This is a genomic window from Pseudomonas sp. P4_B3 (genome assembly GCF_056402295.1).
On sequence record NZ_JBFUHR010000020.1, the window covers coordinates 121,840 to 143,136 of the forward strand.

At 59.3% G+C, this 21,297-nt stretch carries 7 protein-coding genes and 1 pseudogene; 5 read left to right on the forward strand and 3 right to left on the reverse strand.

Going from position 1 to position 21,297, the window contains the following annotated elements; all coding sequences use genetic code 11:
• Positions 1-257 precede the first annotated feature (257 nt).
• From AC1DWG_RS22865 to AC1DWG_RS22885, 5 genes and pseudogenes are all read left to right on the forward strand, one after another.
• On the forward strand, positions 258-845 hold the full coding sequence (locus AC1DWG_RS22865; RefSeq protein WP_007975277.1) for a UPF0149 family protein: 588 nt from the start codon (positions 258-260) through the stop codon (positions 843-845).
• Positions 846-855: 10 nt separating this feature from the next.
• A complete protein-coding gene (locus AC1DWG_RS22870) occupies positions 856-1,251 on the forward strand; it encodes a YbaN family protein (RefSeq protein ID WP_477762555.1) in 396 nt (131 codons plus the stop codon).
• A 115-nt stretch (positions 1,252-1,366) separates the two neighbouring features.
• Positions 1,367-1,957, forward strand: a pseudogene (locus tag AC1DWG_RS22875) (transglutaminase-like cysteine peptidase); the annotation flags it as partial.
• A 43-nt stretch (positions 1,958-2,000) separates the two neighbouring features.
• Positions 2,001-3,941, forward strand: coding sequence for an EAL domain-containing protein (locus tag AC1DWG_RS22880; protein WP_477788386.1), 1,941 nt, complete (start codon positions 2,001-2,003; stop codon positions 3,939-3,941).
• A gap of 142 nt (positions 3,942-4,083) precedes the next feature.
• Positions 4,084-5,574: a carboxypeptidase regulatory-like domain-containing protein gene (locus tag AC1DWG_RS22885; RefSeq protein ID WP_477762557.1), complete on the forward strand. Its 1,491-nt coding sequence runs from the start codon at positions 4,084-4,086 to the stop codon at positions 5,572-5,574.
• Between the two features lie 181 nt (positions 5,575-5,755).
• On the opposite strand, the gene AC1DWG_RS22890 is transcribed toward AC1DWG_RS22885, so the two are convergent.
• The 3 genes from AC1DWG_RS22890 to AC1DWG_RS22900 form a co-directional block, all read right to left on the reverse strand.
• Positions 5,756-7,969 (reverse strand): autotransporter outer membrane beta-barrel domain-containing protein, encoded by a 2,214-nt coding sequence (locus AC1DWG_RS22890; RefSeq protein WP_477762558.1) that lies wholly within the window; start codon positions 7,967-7,969, stop codon positions 5,756-5,758.
• Between the two features lie 265 nt (positions 7,970-8,234).
• Positions 8,235-10,247: a hypothetical protein gene (locus AC1DWG_RS22895; RefSeq protein ID WP_477762559.1), complete on the reverse strand. Its 2,013-nt coding sequence runs from the start codon at positions 10,245-10,247 to the stop codon at positions 8,235-8,237.
• A gap of 320 nt (positions 10,248-10,567) precedes the next feature.
• Positions 10,568-20,755 (reverse strand): retention module-containing protein, encoded by a 10,188-nt coding sequence (locus tag AC1DWG_RS22900; RefSeq protein WP_477788387.1) that lies wholly within the window; start codon positions 20,753-20,755, stop codon positions 10,568-10,570.
• Between the last annotated feature and the right edge of the window lie 542 nt (positions 20,756-21,297).

Here is a 21,297-nt window from a genome sequence, read left to right on the forward strand (position 1 = left end):
GAGTATACCCGAGCCCCGTCCGGCAAAGGGTGCCGCCGATAAGAGGGAATGGACATGATCCTCTGTAGGAGCTGCCGAAGGCTCGGGCCGCGTTCGGACGATCTTTTGATCTGGTTTTTTAAAAGCCAAGTCAAAAGATCGCAGCCTTCGGCAGCTCCTACGGGAAGAGGCCAGGAGCAAATATGCCGTGCGGCTGGCCCAAGTGCTCAAGAAGGCCTAGAATTCCCGCATCGAACATTCCCCAAGGTAGCCCTTTAATGTCCTTCGCTGAGCAACTAACCCGCCTGCAAGTCTTCCTCGATGCTGATGAACTGCATGACGAGGCGCTGGACTACGTGGCCGCCCACGGCTACCTCACTGCGCTGTCGATCTGCTCCGAAGTCGTTCCGGACCGTGAATGGATCGATGCCCTCTTCGCCGAAGAGCCGCACTACAGCGGCGAAGCCCAGCGCGAAGAGATCGAAGCCACGCTGATCGGCCTCAAGGCCCACATCGCCCGCCAACTGGCCTCCGACGAAGAGTTCGAGCTGCCGTGCGACCTCGACCTGGGCGACGACCCGGATGATTCCGAACTGCGCGGCTGGTGCATCGGTTTCATGGAAGGTGTGTTCCTGCGTGAAGAAGCCTGGTTCGAAACCGCCGAAGACGAAGTCAGCGAAATGCTGCTGCCGATCATGGTCGGTTCGGGCCTGTTCGACGAGCAACCGGAGTTCTCCGACATTGCCGCCGATGCCAACCTGATGGACGACATGATCGTGCAGATCCCGGAAGCCCTGACCGCGCTGTACCTGCTGTGCAACGCTCCAGACGAAAAGCCGGCGATTCTCAAGCCACGTCACCACTAAGATCCGGCCTATGGACAACCCCATAGGCAACCGCCCCCTGATGTTGCGCTACGTGCTGCTGGCCATCGGCTGGCTGAGCGTGGCGCTGGGGGTGATCGGGATTTTCCTGCCGGTATTGCCCACCACCCCTTTCCTGCTGCTGGCAGCCGCCTGCTTTGCCCGCAGTTCACCGCGCTTTTATCAATGGCTGGTCGAGCATCCCCGGCTTGGCCCATGGATCCGCGATTACCTCGACGGTAACGGCATTCCGCTCAGGGGCAAGGTCTACGCCATTGGCCTGATGTGGGCGAGCATCCTGTTCTCCTGCTTTCTGGTGCCGCTGCCCTGGGCACGGGGCTTCATGCTGACCAGTGCGGTACTCGTGACCGTCTACATCCTCAAGCAGAAAACCCTGCGCAAGTCCTGAAGTTCCCCGGGACTGTTGTGGCAAGAGAGCCAGTGCCAGTACCGACCCGACGACCTGCCCTCCCCCCGCAAAAACTCCACCTAAACTTCCCCCATCTACACTCGAGCAGCCAGACATGGCCCGCAGTCTGCGTAGTCCAGGATGGCCAGCGCTCCGACTTCGGCTCGGCGGCTGGATGCTGCTGGCTGGTCTGCTACTGACTGCATTCAACGGGGTCCGGGCCGACTGGGATTTTTCACAGATTCTGCAAACCGTTGAACAACGCTACGGCCCGCCGGGACCGGCGCGAGGCCGGATCGAAGCCTGGAGTCAAATGCTGCAGAGCGCACGCGGCGCGCCCGAACCTGAGCAACTCAACGCGGTGAACCGCTTCTTCAATCAGCAGCTGAACTTTCAGGACGACACGCGCATCTGGCAACAGACCGATTATTGGGCCACCCCCGTCGAAACCCTGATCAAGGGCGCCGCCGACTGCGAAGACTATGCCCTGGCGAAATACTTCAGCCTGCGCCGACTCGGCATTCCCAGCGAAAAACTGCGCATCACCTACGTCAAGGCCCTGAGTCAGAACCAGGCGCATAGGGTGCTGACGCTCTACAGCACCCCCACGACCGACCCGCTGGTACTGGACAACCTGATCGGCGATATCCGCCCCGCGTCCCAACGCAAAGACCTGCTACCGGTGTACGCCTTCAATGCCGAAGGCTTCGACATAGGGGACGGCTGACCGCCATGGCAAGGAGCGATGTATGACACTGCGTAAACAGCTGTTCCTGGCCATCTGCCTGTTCCTGTTGGTGGCGTTCAGCGGTAGTTTTTTTGCCAGCCTGGAAAGCTCCCGCGAGCAAACCCTCAGTCAACTGCGTGCCCACGCCCAAGACGCAGCCATCGCGCTGGGGCTGTCACTGACCGCACAGGTCGATGACCCGGCCATGATGGAGCTGAGGGTCAGCTCGATTTTCGACAGCGGCTATTTCAGCAGCATCCGCGTCATCAGGCTCAGGGATCAGCAAACCCTGGTGGAGCGCAGCGCACCGGCGAAAATCGACGGTGCGCCTGACTGGTTCGTCAATCTGGTCGACCTGCGCCCGGAAGGTGGCGATGCCTTGATCATGCGCGGCTGGGAACAACTGGCACGGGTCGAAGTGCTGAGCAATCCGCAATTTGCCCTGGCCAAGCTCTGGGACAGCACCCTCGGCAGCCTGATCTGGTTGCTGTTGTGCGGGCTGTTCAGTGCGGTGATTGGAGGATGGATGCTGCGCCTGCAATTGCGCCCACTCGACAGCATGGTCCGACAGGCTGAGGCCATCAGCAAACGCGAGTTTCTCAGCCTGCCGAAACTGCCGCGCACACCGGAGTTGAAACGGGTGGTGCTGGCGATGAACCAGATGGTCGAGAAGCTCAAGGCGCTGTTCGCCGAAGAAGCCGCACGCAGCGAAAAACTGCGGGCCGAATCCTATCTGGACAGCCTCACCGGCCTGGCCAACCGGCGCCTGCTCGACGAACAACTGGCCGACCATTTACGCGTGTGCGAACAGAGCCGCGATGGCCATTTGTTGATGTTGCGAATCAACGACCTGAACGGGCTCAACCAGCGACTGGGTGGCCAACGGGCTGACGCGCTGATCAGTGCCGTGGGCGAATTGCTCAAGCGCCTGACTCAGTTGCCGGAGCGTCGCACCTGGCTGGCGGCACGCAATCGTGGCGGCGAATTCAGTCTGCTGACGCCGGGTCTGGACGCCCAAAGTGCAGCGCGTCTGGCCTCCGATGTCAGTGTCAGCCTGGAGAACCTGCGCCTGACCGGCGCCAGCGATTGCATGCCCGTCGCCCACTTGGGCGTTGTCGCCTACCGCCCCGGAGAGCCGATCAGCAACGTACTCCTGCGCCTTGACCAGGCACTGACCGAGTCCCGGCAGCATCCCGAGCGACCCTGGGTGCATTTGAGCCATCGTGACACCGCGCCGAATCACTCCCAGCACGACTGGCGCACCTGGATCGACGATGCCTTGACCGAAGGCAAAATGCAGCTGTACTTCCAGCCCGTCGTGCAATGCGCCGACACCCGCCAGGTGCTGCATCACAAAGTGCTCGCAAGCCTGCTCGATCCGCAGGGCGAGGCGATTGCCGCCGGGCATTTCCTGCCATGGATCGAGCGTCTCGGCTGGTCGGCACGCTTCGACCTGGCGATGCTCGAAGCCACGCTGGACGATCTGGTGCTCAACCGCAGGCCCTTGGCACTAAGCCTGTCTGGCAGCACCCTGCGCGCCCCGGTGCAATGGCGAACGATCCTCGACCTGCTGGACTCTCTGCCCGAACTGGCGCCGCTGCTGACCCTGGAAATCGACGAGCGCCAGTTGCCGTCCCCCGAAGAACTGCAGCGTTTGAGCCACAGCCTGCTGTCCACCGATTATCGAATCGGCCTGCAACACTTTGGTGGGCGCTTCAGCCAGATCGGCAACCTCACCCAATTGGGTTTGGCGTACCTGAAAATCGATGGGGCCTACATTCGCAACATCGACGTGCAGCCTGACAAGCAGCTGTTCATCGAGGCGGTTTACCGGACGACCAACAGCATCGATTTGCCATTGATTGCGGAGCAAGTAGAAACCCAAGGAGAGTTGGAGGTGATCAGGGCACTGGGGGTGTTTGGCGTAACGGGGCGGTTAATCGGTCCGCCAAAGCCAATGTAGCCAGACATCCCGGCTGCCTATTCAACTTCTACCATTGATCGGAAACCGACTTAAACCTGTTATTTATGACAGTAGGCAAGCTATCAGACCAGGTTTTAAATCACTCCGGCACCCTCACCTTTCAATGCTCGGAGTCATCATCATGACCGCTAAACCACCAAATACCCCGATACTCTCGCCGGACGAACAGAGTGAAACAACCGCGACAGTAACCTTCGATCAAATCCTGGATAGCAGCGGTAATCCCGTTGGTAGAAACACCATAACTTTTGACAACACCCTGACCTTCAAGGGTACGGCCAGCGCAACGACGGAGCTCTGGATTCGCGATGGCGTGACCAGAATCACTGACGTGACCAGCGGTGGTTCAGGAGCCTGGATCAAATCGTCCGCACTGCCGGACTTCAAGCGCTACCGCTTTACCGCTATCGAGAAATTCCCGCCTCAAGACTACTCCACATCGTACGTTATCGTCCTGGCGACTGAGACGCCGATCATCGACAAAGTCATTGGCAAGGATGGCCAGATTGAAAATGGCGATACCTACAACGGCGACTCACTGGAATTCTCCGGCTACGCACCTCCCAATATGGAAGTCGAAGCGTTCAACGGCAACACATCCACGGACAAGAAAGCCACTGTTAATGGTGACGGGCTGTTCAATCTCACCCTTGATGGGCTCACGGCTGACGCCTACAGCATCAAGATCAAGGCAGCCAATGGTAAAGAATCCGGTGTGTTCGCCTTCAAGGTCGTATTTGATGTGGTCTTGAGTCTCGATGATGTCGTTGATTCCAATGGCAGCATTGCCGAAGGCGGCGAGACCTTCGACGACAAGGTAACCGTCAGCGGCTATGCCAGGCCTGGCGAAAAAGTTCAGCTACGCAATGACGATGCGCGAATCGACGGCGCAACGGCGACTGCCAGTGCTATCGACGGGTTCTGGGAAATCGAGCTGGATGTGACCCCCAATGCCTACAGCCTGACCGTCGAGGCTCTGTATGGCGATGGCGAGATCTCCGACACGCCCCGCACCTTTACCGTGGCGCAGGACGTCAAGCTGAGCCTGGACGAGGTCAAAGACTCCAAGGGAACAATCGACGAGGGCGGCACGACCTACGAGGACAAGGTGACCGTCAGTGGCCATGCCCGGCCCGGTGAAGAGGTTCAGTTGTGCAATAACGATGTGAGAATCGACGGCGCAACGGCGACCGCCCGGGATATCGACGGGTTCTGGGAAATTGAATTGGATGTGACACCGGATGCCTACAGCCTGACCGTCGAGGCGCTGTATGGCGATGGCGAGATTTCCACGCCACCGCGCACCTTCAAAGTGGAATCCATCGTCAAGCCGCGCAATACCAAAGTGTACGATTCGGACGGCCTGATCGCGGACAACGGTAGCACCCCATACAACTATGTAGTTGTCAGGGGTGATGCGGCCCCGTCAGAGGCGATCAAGCTGAAGATCAATGATGACACCGACCCGAGGCCGGAACCGACCGACGATAATGGTAAATGGGCCAGACTTGTTCAGAACCTGGGCAACGGAACCACTTATCGATTTAGTGCAATGGCAGACTATGGTGACAATGCCGAGTCCAATACGTGGTCGATTACCATCAAGGAGTAAGACCTCAAACCCGTCATTGAAAGCGTCAAGGACTCTCACGGCCAGCCTATCCTCGAAGGCGGGTATACCACTAAACGATCAGGGTAGTTACCTGATTACCCCACAGGTTTTTCCTCAGTAGTACCTGCCAAACGAAAAAAACCGCTTAACGCGGTTTTTTTCATCCCCCAGGACCAAGCCATTAAAATCCGTAACTCACCCCCAGTGTCACTGACCATGGCTGCTCGTAATTTTCCCCCTTACCGTAGTCGAGGTCTGCACTCACCCGTACATTGGACGCGATGGAAACCGACACGCCACCACCCACTTCAAAACCGCTGCCCGACAAATCGCTGTTGAGCTCGTTGCCGTTGACATGCACGTTGTCGTTGTTGGCAAACTCATGAACCATCGCGACACGCCCGTATGGCTGCACGACGGTGCCGCCGGCCATGTTGAAGTCACGACCGGCAGCGACACCCAACTTGGCACGCAATGAACGCGTCCGGTCGCCGTCGGCGTCCATGCCATTGTCGAGGTCAAAACTCGCGCCCTCGATGACCGCCGCCGACAATTGGGCGGAAGGTTTGACCCGCCAGTCATCCGCCAGCCGGATGTTGCGGCCGACTTCCACCAGCGCGCTGACAGCCGAGTTGCTGTAATCGCCTTTGGCACGGGTTCCGTCGCTCAAACGGACTTTTGAGTCGTTGCGGAAATGGTTGAACTTCAGCGCGCCATCGACGTAGTAACCGTTGTCCGGATCCTGCCAGCCAACGTATGGACCGGCGTAAAAACTATCAACCGTTGCGCTGCTTCCGCCTTTGAGATCAATGTCCGACTGGCTGTAACCGGCCAGCACCCCGACACTCCAGGGACCGTTGCCCAGACGTGTATCGGCGCCCAGGGAAACGCCCTGTTGCCGCTGTTGGTAGGCCACGCCCGCTCCCTCGCCGACGTTGTACTTGTTGCCGTAGGGCCGTACCCAAACGCCATGCAAATTGCCGTCCGATTGCAAATCACCCATGCGGTTTTCGAGTGATTTCAGCTCGCCATAGGAAATGGTCGACGCGGTGCGGAACAGCGCCAACGCCGTCTGGGCACCAGGGCTGACCGTTTTCGTGGTGGGGTCGAGGAACCACTCTGTTCCGCCGTTGCCATCGACGGCGCTAGACAGATCGTAGGACCAGGTGCCCAGATCCACCCGGCCGCCGATCAGCGAAAACTGCGCATCGCCGCTGGCGGTGCGCACCAGTGCCAGTTGCTTCATGGCCACCGCATCTGTGCCCGAAGCCGCGACTTCCAGCCCGAATTGACCATTGGCTGCGCCGGTCACATTGAGAAAATCACCGGTTCCGGTCGCAAAATCGCCCTTCATGGCAAACGTGCCACTGCCCTCGAGGGTGCCAATGTTCAGTTGACGGAATGCGCCCGCGGCATCACCGAAGTCAACCCGGCCACCCTCCATGGTCAGGGTGCCAACGGTGTCATTACCGGTCATGGTCCAGTTCGATTGACTGAGCGTGACGCCCGTGACGTTATCCAGGCGACCGGTGAACTGCGAGCCGTTTTGCAGGGTGACATTGGCGTTGGAACCGTTTTCGACCACTACATCGCCGGTCATCCGGCCTTGATCGAACGTCAGGTTGGCGGTGCTGTTGTCGGTGACTTGCACGTTACCTTGCAAGACGCTGCCAGCCACTCTCATGGCGGCCGTGGATGCGCCCAGCACTTCCAGCAGATTGCCGTTGCCGCCCGCCAACGTGGAGCCGTTCAACACCTCGATCGTGGCGTCGACACCACCGTCCACCTCCAACGCCGGCCCGCTGCGGCCCACTACACTCGAGCCGTCCAGCACCAACGACGCGGTGCCTACGGGGAAGTCCGATTCAAACCGGATACCGGCGGCATCACCGCTGATTTGCGTATTGGCGGTTGCGCGAACGGAACCGCCCGCTACGATCAGGCCGAAGCTGTCTGTATCCGTCCCAGTGACGGTGCTATTGATCAGGTCAAGGGTGCTGAAGCTCGTTACGGCGGCACCGGAGATGGCGCCACTGAAGTGGCTGTTTGCGGCGGTCACCACCGAACCCTGGGTCGAGTCGGGCTCCCGGTTGACCAACAGTGCGATGCCATCAGCGGTCACCGTCGCCTGATTGATAGCCCCCCGGCTACCGTTGATGGTTACTCCGTCGCCACCGGCATTGCCGTTGATGGTGCCGCCGTTGATATTGAGCGTCGAGCCACGTTGAATCGTGATGCTTTGCGTCGTGGCACCGTTCACATTGAGGACACTGTTATTACGCACCGAATAGTCGATAGGTACAGGCGCGCTTGTCGGATCGATATCCAGCGTGCTGCCGTTATCGACGATGACCGCTGCAAAAGCAGCGGATGAGCTCAAAAAAAAAGCTGGCATCAACGCCAGCGTTCCAATGGATCGTAAGGTGAAAGTCGGGTTTGCTGCTGTGCGGATCGCCATGGATTCATATCCTTTCTATCATTGCGCCCTCACTGAACAATGACACCTAGAGGACTACGAAGGCGGCAGACGATACCGACTCGTTCTACGGAAAAATGTAGGATTAATCTCTAAGCGCACCAGACAAATCCGCCACTCCCAATCCAGTCCATCGCACAATAAAAACGCTTGAAAAAAATGGAGGCGCCTGAGCGCCTCCAGATTATTTGGTCAAGGGAGGGGGGAGTTCGCAATACGAACCATCACCATGGTCCATGGTGACGCGGAACTGTAAGGGTTCGGAGCGCGTGTAGTATCCGTCCTGGATTGACGCACACATCAGTTCGCACCAACCGTTGAAAATCGTCTGGAAGACAGTATGTTCAAAGAACACACTAAAACCAGCCGCTGCCTCGGCAGCAGTGGGTGTTTTATCTACGCTGGCCCACGCCCCCTCTATCGTATTACCTGGCTTGTTGTTTCCGGTGTCGACTACGTTTTCATATCCCTGGATGGAAAATGAAATTTTCTTGTCTGCAAATTTTGCTTCCGGAGCAAATACGACCTCGACTGCAATCTTGTTCGTATCTGGATCACGCACCAAAGAATCGCAATACACCGTTTCACCGTCACCGTTCCCAGGATCACCGGTTACTTTGAAACCGGGTTGAGGCATAAGAATCTCATCGACATAGACATCGACATGCTGGTCTGCTGCAACAGATTCCGTTTCATTGACATCCGGATGATAAACAGTGTACCCAACACGCATTTTTTTGTTGTTCCCCCCGTCAGCAACGTAATCCGGAGGAATATCACCTTCCAAAATTTTATCATCTGTCTCAGTGCCATCCAGCGTCAAGACTGTTGGAACAGGCGCACCGTGGTAATGAAATTGAATCTCATCGTATTTTTTATGCCCCTTATAAATCAACATGCGTACCTTTGCCCCCAAGAGCTTATCGTGCGCATTAAGATAATTCGACCTAGGGTTTACCCCTTTCACATTGACAATATTCAACTTCGGATCTGGAGAACCCGGCAATCCAGGATTATCGGGATTATCCGGTTGCTCACCTGGTTTATCCAAATGCACTTTCAATATTTTCGAGATTGGCGTAGCAGGGATCAGCTTGTTGCCACGTTGAATCTGGTACTTATATTCAAGATCTTTAAGATCCAGATTCCCGTCATCCAGAAGCTCTCTGTAAGTGAATTCATCAACGAATGGCGGAGCGCTATTGATTTCGAGAACCCTTGCAGATTGATTAGCGATCTGTCTCCGCAACTTGTCACCAGCTCTCCAGTTCAGAAACTCATGTTTGCCATGTACAGGTACTTGCGTATCCCGGAACAAAATCACCCGATCAGTCACATCACCATTTTCCAGTACTATGTCCAGTTTCAGATTCTTGGGCATGGGAATCATTGAAATGGGAACTGTAACGGGTGGCGATGCCAAGCTTCGATTGCCTTTACGATCCGTTACGTATGCGAACAAATCGATTGTCCCTTCGTCTATCGTAATCAATGCCCTTGTAAGTTTTTTGGTTTCCAGCGCTTGTCTGGGCGAAACGAGCTTCACCGTTTCAATGAGCGTCGAATCAGCAGTAGGCTTCCCGTCCGAACCTATCTCTCCCATCCAGAACTCAAACAAATCATCTGTCTTGGCGCCGGTATATGTATCCTTGTAACTCAATAACGCATGGGGCGAGACATCCTCGAAATACTCATGGGTAAACCCGTCGTTTTTAATTTCATCTGGATAGGTGACTGCCTCGCTCAGTGTGGGCGCGTCTTTATCGACATGAATGGTTATCGGATCAGAATCCTTGCCGTTCAAGCCATACGTCACCCTGTATCTAACCTGGTGATCGCCCGGTTCGTCTGTCTTGCCTGCTGGAATCACCAGCCTTTTATCATCTGCCCAGTCGGGAGCCAAAGGAGTAGTGCCCTCGACTATGTTCCCTATCAGGGTGTCATCCCACTTTGCTTGTACCCTCACCCGAGTGTTGTTCGGAATGCCGCCAGCGGACAGGTTTGCAAATGTCAGACTCACCGCAAGGCCTTGGTCCTGGGTATGGACCTGATTACCCGGGTCATCATCTGTCGGCCCCAGCAACACAGGTGATTCCACTGCGGGTGGAACGTAATCTGCCGGTCCAGGGACGCGAGGCTTTTTCCTGCTGCGCAGTGAACTGGTTTTCAGCGTGTTGGTTTTTTCAACAATGGTCATTTCGCAGTTCCTTCCAGTAATCGGACGTTCTGCCCACGTGTCGACTCAAGTCCTATCCACGAAGACTTGGCGCCTGTTTGACAAACCCGGTATGCGCGTGCCAAAGCAGGGCATCGAGATGCTCTGGCACACATGAGTGTTTAAGGAATGCTCACCTGTTTACTCATGGGGCGAGACTTGATTTAAAGGCAGCGAAGAAGGACTGGCTACTGTCAGAAATTACAGTTCTTTCTACCATTGGTCGGACTTTCACTTCTGGCACAGACAAAGAACCCGCCATCCCTTCGCAGGGATGGCGGGTTCTTTAGTGGGTTTTCAGATCACACGGTATCCACCTTCAACGAATGATCGTTGAGCATGCCGTTGATGATGGTCGCCGTGTCATGCCCGCCCGCGATCACTCCACCCGCCCCCGGCGTTACACCGTAGTGGCTGGCGAGGTTGACGCCAGCCAGGTCGATGGTCTGGTTCGGCGCGGCACCGGCCATGGCGCTGACGTCGATGCTGGTCACCGTCGACGGCCCGCTGCCGGTGACGGTGAAGTGCAGGTAGTCATCCAGCGAAGCGGCGGTGCCGTTCTCCCCTTGCAGCAGTTGCGACAGGTCGAGCTTGTCGGTGCCGGGGGTGAAGTCGGTGATCACGTCATGGCCACTGTTGCCCTTGAGCCACTGGAAGGCATCGGCCCCCGTTCCGCCGGTCAGGGTATTGTTGCCCAGGCCGCCGATCAGCCAGTCATCGCCGCCCCCGCCGTTGAGGATGTCGTGGCCCAGGCCGCCGTTGATCACGTTGCCGTTGTTGTCACCGGTCAGGGTGTCGTTGAAGTTCGACCCGGTGAGGTTTTCGATACCGGTCAGGGTGTCCGTGCCCGCGCCAAGGGTGTTTTGCGCAGCGAGCAGGCTGAGGTCGACCGTCACTCCGGCGCTGGCGTGGGAGTAACTGGCCGTGTCGATGCCCGTACCGCCATCGAGGATGTCATTGCCCGAACCGCTGAAGAGCAGATCATTGCCGGCGCCGCCATGCAGCTCGTTGTTGCCGGAGCCGGCAGTGAGCACATCGTTGCCGTCGCCGGCATTGATGATGTTGTTGCCCGTGCCTGCCACCAGTACGTCATCCCCGCTGGTGCCGGTGAGGGTGTGGCCGTCCTGATAGCTGATGGTCAGGTTGGCCGAGTCGCTGCCGCCGTGGTTGTCGTTGGCGGTGTAGGTGCCGTGGTAGTCCGGGGTGATGTCGTGAGCCCCGGCGTAGTTGACGGTCATGGTCAGCTGATAGTTTTCCGCCGCATTCGTATTGCCGTTACCGGGGTCGGTGATGTTGGTCATGTGGATCTGGTAAGTGCCATCCGCGCTTGCAGTGATGGTGCCGCCATCGACGATGCTGACGAACGCCCCACCGTTGAGCGAATACTCCATCGTGACGTGCCCGGTTGCCAGGTTGTGATCGAGGTTGAGCGTCTCGCCTTGTTTCAGATTGACCGTGATGAGGTCTTCATTGTTGCCATTGGAGCTGTTCGCTTTGTCGAGATAGCCACTGATCACCAGCAGCGCCGTCATGGTTGCCGCGTTGGCCGCAAAGGCATTGCGCACGTCGGCCAGACTCTGGTTGGCGGGGTTGTTGTTGGTGTCGGCGAAGTTGATCGCGCCGGTGCCGGTGAAGTCCGCGCCCTTCACTATCCAGCCGGTGTTGAAGGAGGTCGGTGTCGCCGAGAGTTGATCGCCGTTGGGATCGGTGTCGTTGGCCAGCAATAGTTCGCCCGGCACCACGACGGTGCCCGAGAGCACGTTGGTGATGACGTTATCATCGGCGGCCACTGGCGGTGCGTTCGGTATGACTTTGATCGTCAGGGTGGCGCTGGCGAGGTCGCCGTCGTTGTCGCTGGCGGTGAATGCGATGTTTTCGGTGATCAACACCGACGTGGTTTTCTGCGAAATGTAGGCGTATTCACCGGTGTCGAGATTGATCTGCAAGGTACCGCTGTTGTTGGTGGCAATGCTCAACGTGTTGTCCACGGTGTTGAACGTGCCGTGGTTGAGCCCGCCACTGAAGTTCAGCGAACCCTGATTGCTGTTGCCGCTCGGATCGTAGCTGTACGTGGTGCCGTCCACCGTGACGGTTTTGATGAAGCCGCCATCGGCGCCGAAGGTACCGCCCTCGCCCAGCAGCGAACCGGTGACCGGTGCGCCGATCACGGTGCCAGACAGCACCGAGTTGAGCTGGTTGAGATCGGTCACCACCACTGCATCGGTGTCGGTGTGGCTGCTGCCGTCATAGGCCAGTGGATTGAGGTTGGCGTTGCTGACGCCGCTGCCCAGGCCGATCGCGTAGTTCTTGATGTCGTTGGCATCGAGGAAGGCTTTCAGCGCGGTCTCGTCGGCGGTGCCGATTTCCTGGCCGGTGGTGGGCTTGCCGTCGGAGAAGAAGTAGCCGACGTTTTGCGCACCGGTGAGTTTGCCCGAGGTGTTGAACGCGGTCTGCATGGTCGCCACGGCCGCGTCGTAGTTGGTATTGCCGTTCGCGCTGAGGCCGCCCAGCAGTGTCTTGGCCGTCGCGACATCGACCCACACCGAGGTCATGTCGGTGGCGCTGCTGCTGAAGGTGACAAGCTGCACTTTCACATCGCCGAGGTCGTCGTATTTATCCAGCAAGGCACTGATGGCCTGCTTGGCCAGATCCAGCCGCGACAGGCCCGACACGCCGGAAGGGTCGGCCATGCTGCCGGAGACGTCGAGCACGATCAGCAGGTTGGAATCGATCTCCACCGCCGCCACCGAGCGATCCGTTGCCACCGCCTTGGGCACGTCATCGACAATGTTGACCACGATGGTGCTGGTGCTGCTGTTGCCCAATGCATCGGTGGCTTTGTAGGTGAAGCTTTCACTCAGGCTGTTCGGCCCGTCGTTGGCATTCGGCGAGGTTTTCGGCGCCGAGGTGAGGGTGTAGGTGTAGCTGCCGTTGGGGTTGAGCAGGATCTGCCCGTAGGTGCCGGTGGCGCTGCCGACCAGGATGTAGGTGAGCGCGCCGCTGCCACCCGAGACCGAACCGACCAGGGTCCCGGACGCGGTTTCGCCCGTGTTGCCCGGGTCGCTGCCGGTGACCGTAGCGGCGGCCAGGTCCTGCCCGTCCTGGCTCAGGTCGAGGGCTTTTTCATAGACCGTCACATCGCTGTCGGGGTTGGCCTTGATGATGCTGTTGGCCACGTCGATGGTGATGGTGGTGGTGCTTTCATCGCCATCGGAGTCGCGCACGGTATAGGTGAACGTATCGGTCGCCCCCGCATCGCCGACCGAACCCGGGTTGCTGTGATACACCGCGTTGCCGTTGGCATCGAGGGTCAGGTAGCCATAGGTGCCATTGATCTGGTTACCCAACCCGCCAATGGCCGACGTCGAGGTATTGCTACCGGCGCGCACGCCGACCACCGTCGCCGGACCATCGGCACCGCTGACGTCGTTGCCCAGCACACTGATGTTGACCGTTGCGCCCTCCGTCACCGACGACGAGTCAGGTTGGGCGCTCGGCAAGTCATCGATGATGTTGACGTTGATCTGCCCGGTCGCCGGGTCGCCATCGGTATCGGTAGCGACGACGTTGAAGTTCTCGGTGAGGCTGTTGGCGCCGTTGGCCGTTGGATGGGCTTCGTTGTCGTTGAGGGTGTAGCTGTAGCTGATCAACCCGGTCGCAGAGTTGAAGCCGGTGATGGTCAGCGTGCTGCCCAGTGGCGTGACGGCCGTCAGCGGGAAGCCTGCGACCACACCACCGCTGACGACAGTGATGCTGCCGACGGTCAGGGTTTGCAGGCCATCGAGCGCGGTCACCGTGAAGGTCCCGCTCTGGGACAGTGCCGAGGTGTTGGGGCTGCTGCCGTCGCTGAGGTTTTTCTCGTAGACCGTCAGCTCGCCGCCATTCACGTCGAGGCCGTTGAGGGTCACCTGGTCGTCTTTGTTGTAGACGTTGAGCACCAGGTTGGCGGTGCTGCTGTCGCCGTCCGCATCGGTGAGGGTATAGGTGAAGGTTTCGCTGCCGTTGCCGCCGCCGTGCAACGCCTTGAAGTCGGCATCGCTGGTGTTGAGGGTGTAGGTGTAAGTGCCGTTGGCGTTGAGTACCAGGGTGCCGTAGGTACCGGTGAAGGTGCCAGGGGTGATCGGGCCGGCGTTTTCGCCCACGGTTACCCGGTCAGCGCCTTGCACGTCATTGGTCAGCACGTTGCCGTTGAGGGTCAGCAGGGTTTCCGAGGCCGTTGAAGCATTGCTGTCGTACACGCCATTGGGCAGGTCGTCGACGATGCTCACGTCGAGGCTGCCGGTAGCAGTGGTGCCGTTGTCATCGACCACGGTGACGGCGAACTGCTCAGGCAAAGTGTTGGCGCCGTTGGCGGTTGGGTGCGCTTCGTTATCCACCAGGGTGTAGCTGTAGCTGACCACGCCAGTGGCGGCGTTGAACCCGGTGATGGTCAGGGTGCTGCCCAGCGGGGTGCTGATCGATTGCGGGAAGCCGGCGACCACGCCACCGGTGACCACGGCAATGCCGCCGACAGTCAGGGTTGTCACGCCATCGAGTGCGGTGACGGTGAAGGTGCCACTTTGGGTCAGGGCCGACGTGTTGGGGCTGCTGCCGTCGCTGAGGTTTTTTTCGTAAACCGTCAGCTCGCCGCCATACACGTTGAGGCCGTTGAGGGTCACCGGATTGTCGTTGTTGTAGACGTTGAGCACCAGGTTGGCGGTGGTGCTGTCGCCGTCGGAGTCGGTGATGGTGTAGGTGAAAGTTTCGCTGCCGTCGCCGCCGCCATGCAGGGCTTTGAAATCCGCATCGCTGGTGTTGAGGGTGTAGGTGTAAGTGCCGTTGGCATTCAGCACGAGGGTGCCGTAGGTGCCGGTGAAAGTGCCGGGAGTGATCGGTCCGGCGTTTTCTCCGAGCGTCACCCGGTCGGCGCCTTGCACGTCGTTGCTCAGTACGTTGCCGTTGAGGGTCAGCAGGGTTTCCGAAGCCGTTGAAGCATTGCTGTCGTACGCGCCTTTTGGCAGGTCGTCGACAATGTTCACGTCCAGCGAACCGGTCGCGGTGGTGCCGTTGTCGTCGACCACGGTCACGGCGAACTGCTCAGGCAGGGTGTTGGCGCCGTTGGCCGTCGGGTGCGCTTCGTTATCATTGAGGGTGTAGCTGTAGCTCACGACACCGGTCGCCGCATTGAACCCGGTGATGGTCAGGGTGCTGCCCAGTGGTGTGCTGATCGACTGCGGGAAGCCGGTGGCCACACCACCGGTGACCACGGCGATACCGCCGACGGTCAGGCTCGTGACGCCGTCCAGGGCGGTGACGGTGAAGGTGCCGTTCTGGGTCAGGGCTGGTACGTCCGGGCTGCTGCCGTCGCCGAGATTTTTTTCATAAACCGTCAGCTCACCGCCATACACGTTGAGGCCGTTGAGGGTCACCGGATTGTCGTTGTTGTAGACGTTGAGCACCAGGTTGGCGGTGGTGCTGTCGCCGTCGGAGTCGGTGATGGTGTAGGTGAAAGTTTCGCTGCCGTCGCCGCCGCCATGCAAGGCTTTGAAATCGGCATCGCTGGTGTTGAGGGTGTAGGTGTAAGTGCCATTGGCGTTGAGTACCAGGGTGCCGTAGGTACCGGTGAACGTACCGGGGGTGATCGGGCCGGCGTTTTCTCCGACCACTACCCGGTCAGCGCCTTGCACGTCGTTGCTCAGCACGTTGCCGTTGAGGGTCAGCAGGGTTTCCGAAGCGGTACTGGCGTTGCTGTCGTACACGGCTTTTGGCAGGTCGTCGACGATGTTGACGTCCAGTGAATCGGTCGCGGTGGTGCCGTTGTTGTCGACCACGGTTACGGCGAACTGCTCAGGCAGGATGTTGGCGTCGTTGCCAGTCGGGTGCGCTTCGTTATCGTTGAGGGTGTAGCTGTAGCTGATCACGCCAGTGGCGGCATTGAACCCGGTGATGGTCAGGGTGCTGCCCAGCGGGGTGGTGATCGATTGCGGGAAGGCGGCGGCCACGCCACCGGTGACCACGGCGATACCACCGACGGTCAGGGTCGTGACGCCGTCCAGCGCGGTGACGGTAAAGGTGCCGTTCTGGGTCAAGGCTGGTGCGTCTGGGCTGCTGCCGTCGCTGAGATTTTTCTCGAATACAGTGAGTTCGCCACCCTCAACATTCAAACCGCCAATCGTGATCGAGTCATCGTTGTTGTGGATCTGCAGCACCAGGTTCGCCGTGCTGCTGTCGCCGTCTGCATCGGTGAGGGTGTAGCTGAAGGTTTCGGTGCCGTTGCCACCGCCATGCAGGGCTATGAAATCCGCATCGCTGGTGTTGAGGGTGTAGGTGTAGGTGCCGTTGGCATTCAGCACCAGGGTGCCGTAGGTGCCGGTGAAAGTGCCGGGGGTGATGGGGCCGGCGTTTTCTCCGAGCGCTACCCGATCGGCGCCTTGCACGTCGTTGATCAACACGTTGCCGTTGAGGGTCAGCAGGGTTTCCGAGGCCGTTGAAGCATTGCTGTCGTACACGGCTTTTGGCAGGTCGTCGACGATATTGACGTTGATCTGCCCGGTCGCACTGTCGCCATCGGTATCGGTGGCTACGACGTTGAAGTTCTCGGTGAGGCTGTTGGCGCCGTCGGCGGTTGGGTGGGGTTCGTTATCGTTGAGGGTGTAGCTGTAGCTGATCACTCCGGTCGCGGCATTGAACCCGGTGATGGTCAGCGTGCTGCCCAGTGGTGTGGTGGTCGATTGCGGGAAGCCCGCGGCCACACCACCGCTGACCACGGCAATGCCGCCGACGGTCAGGGTTTGCAGGCCATCGAGCGCGGCCACCGTGAAAGTCCCGCTCTGGGTCAGTGCCGACGTGTTGGGGCTGCTGCCATCGCCGAGATTTTTTTCATAAACCGTCAGCTCACCGCCATACACGTTGAGGCCGTTGAGGACCACCGGATCGTCGTTGTTGTAGACGTTCAGCACCAGGTTGGCCGTGCTGCTGTCGCCGTCAGAGTCGGTGAGGGTGTAGGTGAAGGTTTCGGTGCCGTTGCCGCCGCCGTGCAACGCCTTGAAGTCGGCATCGCTGGTGTTGAGGGTGTAGGTGTAAGTGCCGTTGGCATTGAGTACCAGGGTGCCGTAGGTGCCGGTGAAGGTGCCGGGGGTGATCGGGCCGGCGTTTTCACCCACGGTTACCCGGTCGGCGCCTTGCACGTCGTTGCTCAGCACGTTGCCATTGAGGGTCAGCAGGGTTTCCGAGGCCGTTGAAGCATTGCTGTCGTACACGGCTTTTGGCAGGTCGTCGACGATGTTGACGTCCAGTGAATCGGTCGTGGTGGTGCCGTTGTCGTCGACCACGGTCACGGCGAACTGCTCAGGCAGGGTGTTGGCGCCGTTGGCCGTCGGGTGCGCTTCGTTGTCATTCAGGGTGTAGCTGTAGCTCACGACACCGGTCGCGGCGTTGAACCCGGTGATGGTCAGGGTGCTGCCCAGTGGTGTGGTGATCGACTGCGGGAAGCCGGCGGCCACACCGCCGGTGACCACGGCAATACCGCCGACGGCCAGGCTCGTGACGCCGTCCAGCGCGGTCACGGTGAAGGTGCCGCTCTGGGTCAGAGCCGGTGCGTCCGGGCTGCTGCCGTCGCCGAGGTTTTTTTCGTAAACCGTCAGCTCACCGCCATACACGTTGAGGCCGTTGAGGACCACCGGATCATCGTTGTTGTGGATCTGCAGTACCAGATTGGCGGTGCTGATGTCGCCGTCGGCGTCCATCAACGTATAGGTGAAGCTCTCCGTCGCACTGCCGCCACCGTGCAAGGCCTTGAAGTCGGCATCGCTGGTGTTGAGGGTGTAGGTGTAAGTGCCGTTGGCATTCAGCACCAGGGTGCCGTAAGTCCCGGCGAAGGTGCCGGGGGTGATCGGTCCGGCGTTTTCACCCACCGTTACCCGGTCGGCGCCTTGCACGTCGTTGGTCATCACGTTGCCGTTGAGGGTCAGCAGGGTTTCCGAAGCCGTTGAAGCATTGCTGTCGTCCACGCCATTGGGCAGGTCGTCGACGATGTTCACGTCGAGGCTGCCGGTCGCAGTGGTGCCGTTGTCGTCGACCACGGTCACGGCGAACTGCTCAGGCAAAGTGTTGGCGCCATTGGCGGTTGGGTGGGCTTCGTTATCGTTGAGTGTGTAGCTGTAGCTGATCACCCCGGTCGCGGCATTGAACCCGGTGATGGTCAGGGTGCTGCCCAGTGGCGTGGTGATCGATTGCGGCAAGCCGGCGGCCACACCACCGCTGACCACGGCGATACCGCCCACGCTCAGGCTCGTGACACCATCGAGGGCGACCACGGTGAAGGTGCCGCTCTGGGTCAGTGCGGTGGCATCCGGTGCGCTGCCGTCGCTGAGGTTTTTCTCGAAGACGGTGAGCTCACCACCCTGAGCGCTCAAACCGCCAATCGTGATCGGGTCATCGTTGTTGTGGATCTGCAGCACCAGGTTGGCGGTGCTGCTGTCACCGTCGGCGTCCGTCAGCGTATAGGTGAAGGTTTCGGTGCCATTGCCACCGCCGTGCAACGCCTTGAAGTCGGCATCGCTGGTGTTGAGGGTGTAGGTGTAGGTGCCGTTGGCATTCAGTACCAAAGTGCCGTAGGTGCCGGTGAAAGTGCCGGGGGTGATGGGGCCGGCATTTTCTCCGACCGCTACCCGGTCAGCACCTTGCACGTCGTTGGTCAACACGTTGCCGTTGAGGGTCAGCAGGGTTTCCGAGGCGGTACTGGCGTTGCTATCGTCCACGCCATTGGGCAGGTCGTCGACGATGTTCACGTCGAGGCTGCCGGTCGCAGTGGTGCCGTTGTCGTCGACCACGGTCACGGCGAACTGCTCAGGCAAAGTGTTGGCGCCATTGGCGGTTGGGTGGGCTTCGTTATCGTTGAGGGTGTAGCTGTAGCTGATCACCCCGGTCGCGGCATTGAACCCGGTGATGGTCAGGGTGCTGCCCAGTGGCGTGGTGATAGATTGTGGAAAGCCGGCGGCCACACCGCCTGTGACCACGGCGATACCGCCGACGATCAGGGTCGTTACGCCGTCGAGGGCGGTGACCGTAAAGGTGCCGTTCTGGGTCAACACCGTGGCATCCGGTGCGCTGCCGTCGCTGAGGTTTTTCTCGAAGACGGTGAGTTCGCCGCCCCCAACGTTCAAACCGCCAACCGTCACCGAATCATCGTTGTTGTGGATCTGCAGCACCAGGTTGGCGGTGCTGCTGTCGCCGTCCGCATCGGTGAGGGTGTAGCTGAAGGTCTCCGTCGCACTGCCACCGCCGTGCAGGGCTATGAAGTCGGCATCGCTGGTGTTCAGCGTGTAGGTGTAAGTGCCGTTGGCGTTGAGCACCAGGGTGCCGTAAGTCCCGGCGAAGGTCCCGGGAGTGATGGGGCCGGTGTTTTCTCCGAGCGTCACGCGGTCGGCGCCTTGCACGTCGTTGGTCAACACGTTGCCGTTGAGGGTCAGCAGGGTTTCCGAGGCGGTGCCATTATTGTCATCGACTGCTTTGGGCACGTCGTCGATGATGCTGATATCCAGCGTACCGGTAATGCTGTCGCCATTGCTGTCGCTGGCCACCACGGTGACGTGTTCGACAAGACTATTGGCACCCTCGCCGCTTGCGTGGGATTCGGCACGGTTGAGGGTGTAGCTGTAACTGACCACGCCCGTGGCCGGGTTGTAACTGGTGACGGTCAGCGTGCTGCCCAGCGGGGAGGTGATCGACTGCGGGAAACCTGCCGCGACGCCGCCGATAATCAAGTTGATCGCGCCGATGCTAAGGCTGGTCAGCCCGTCTGGCGCATTGATGGTAAAGGTGCCGCTTCGCGTCAGCGAGTCTGCGTTCCTCGCCGAACCGTCGGCCAGGTTGGCTTCATTGACGGTCCGCTCGCCGTTCTGCTCCGACAGGCCGTCGAAGGTGACCGGATTGTTCGGCACTTGCGCAACCACCGGCGGCACCACAGGAGCATCGTCCGCTACGACGTTATTGTCTGGATTGGCGTTCAGGCGTTCTTCGGGAAGTTCAGGAATTCCATTGAAACCGGCAGTGGGGAAGCCGATGATCGGATCGACTCGCCCGCCCACTTCTTCGAGCAGGACGAAACCATGACCACTGCCCTGGACTCCGCCCGGTACACCGGTAGTCGTGGCAGGCCCGGCAGCGGTGGCTTCAGCGGTTTGGGTCGGGTCATCGCCAGCCGTAATGGCTTTTTGCAGTTGTGCGACATCCGTCAGCTGCGCTTCGCTCGGCGTCACCGCCTCAGACGAGTCCACATGGGGAATCTGATTGGCGAGCAACTGCGGCGTCATCTGCATGCTGCTGCCGCGCCCGAGGGTCAGTTCCTGGCCATTTTGCAGATGCACCGCCACCGCGCCTTCTGCGCCGGTGCTCAGTTGGTCGCCGGCAAACAGCCGGTCCCCCTCGACCAAAGCACGCCGGGTGCCGTCGCTCGCAACCGCGAACACCTGGCCGATGACCTTACTGACGATACCGATGAGCGTAGCCATGTGCACTTCCTCCGCTGCCAACCGCTGTCGGCAGCTTGTTTGTGCGAAGAACGTGCGCATGGCTCAAGCGGGTTGTCTGGCGAATCGTGTTGCGGGTGCCGGTTTACTTGAGTAAGCCGCGGCCCCGGCAACGATCTCGCCCAGCCAGTCGCTCACGGCGCTGTTTACGATTTTAGGGAAAGCCCTCTGCAATCAATGGCATCGGATCCCTGTGCGCAACAACGTTGCCTGTGAGCGATGCGTAACAATCTCGAATCAGTCAAGTGACAAAAAACCGTCGCCACCAGATCGCTCGCATCCCTCCCTTCCAGCACTTCTCCGCTCTATGTCGATAAGTGGATTGGAACTTTCCTCAAACCCCGATGAGCGCCCTAGAGCCCATAAAACAAGGGCTTTCGAATTGAACAATGTGCTGGATTTTGCAGGGCGCATAAGTTTTTTTTGGCATACCCGTTATGAAAAAAATTTCTTAGCTACGCTCCAGAATGTTCTTAGCTCTTTTGTTAAAGATGTGAAACAACTTTACCTACAAATATCGTCAA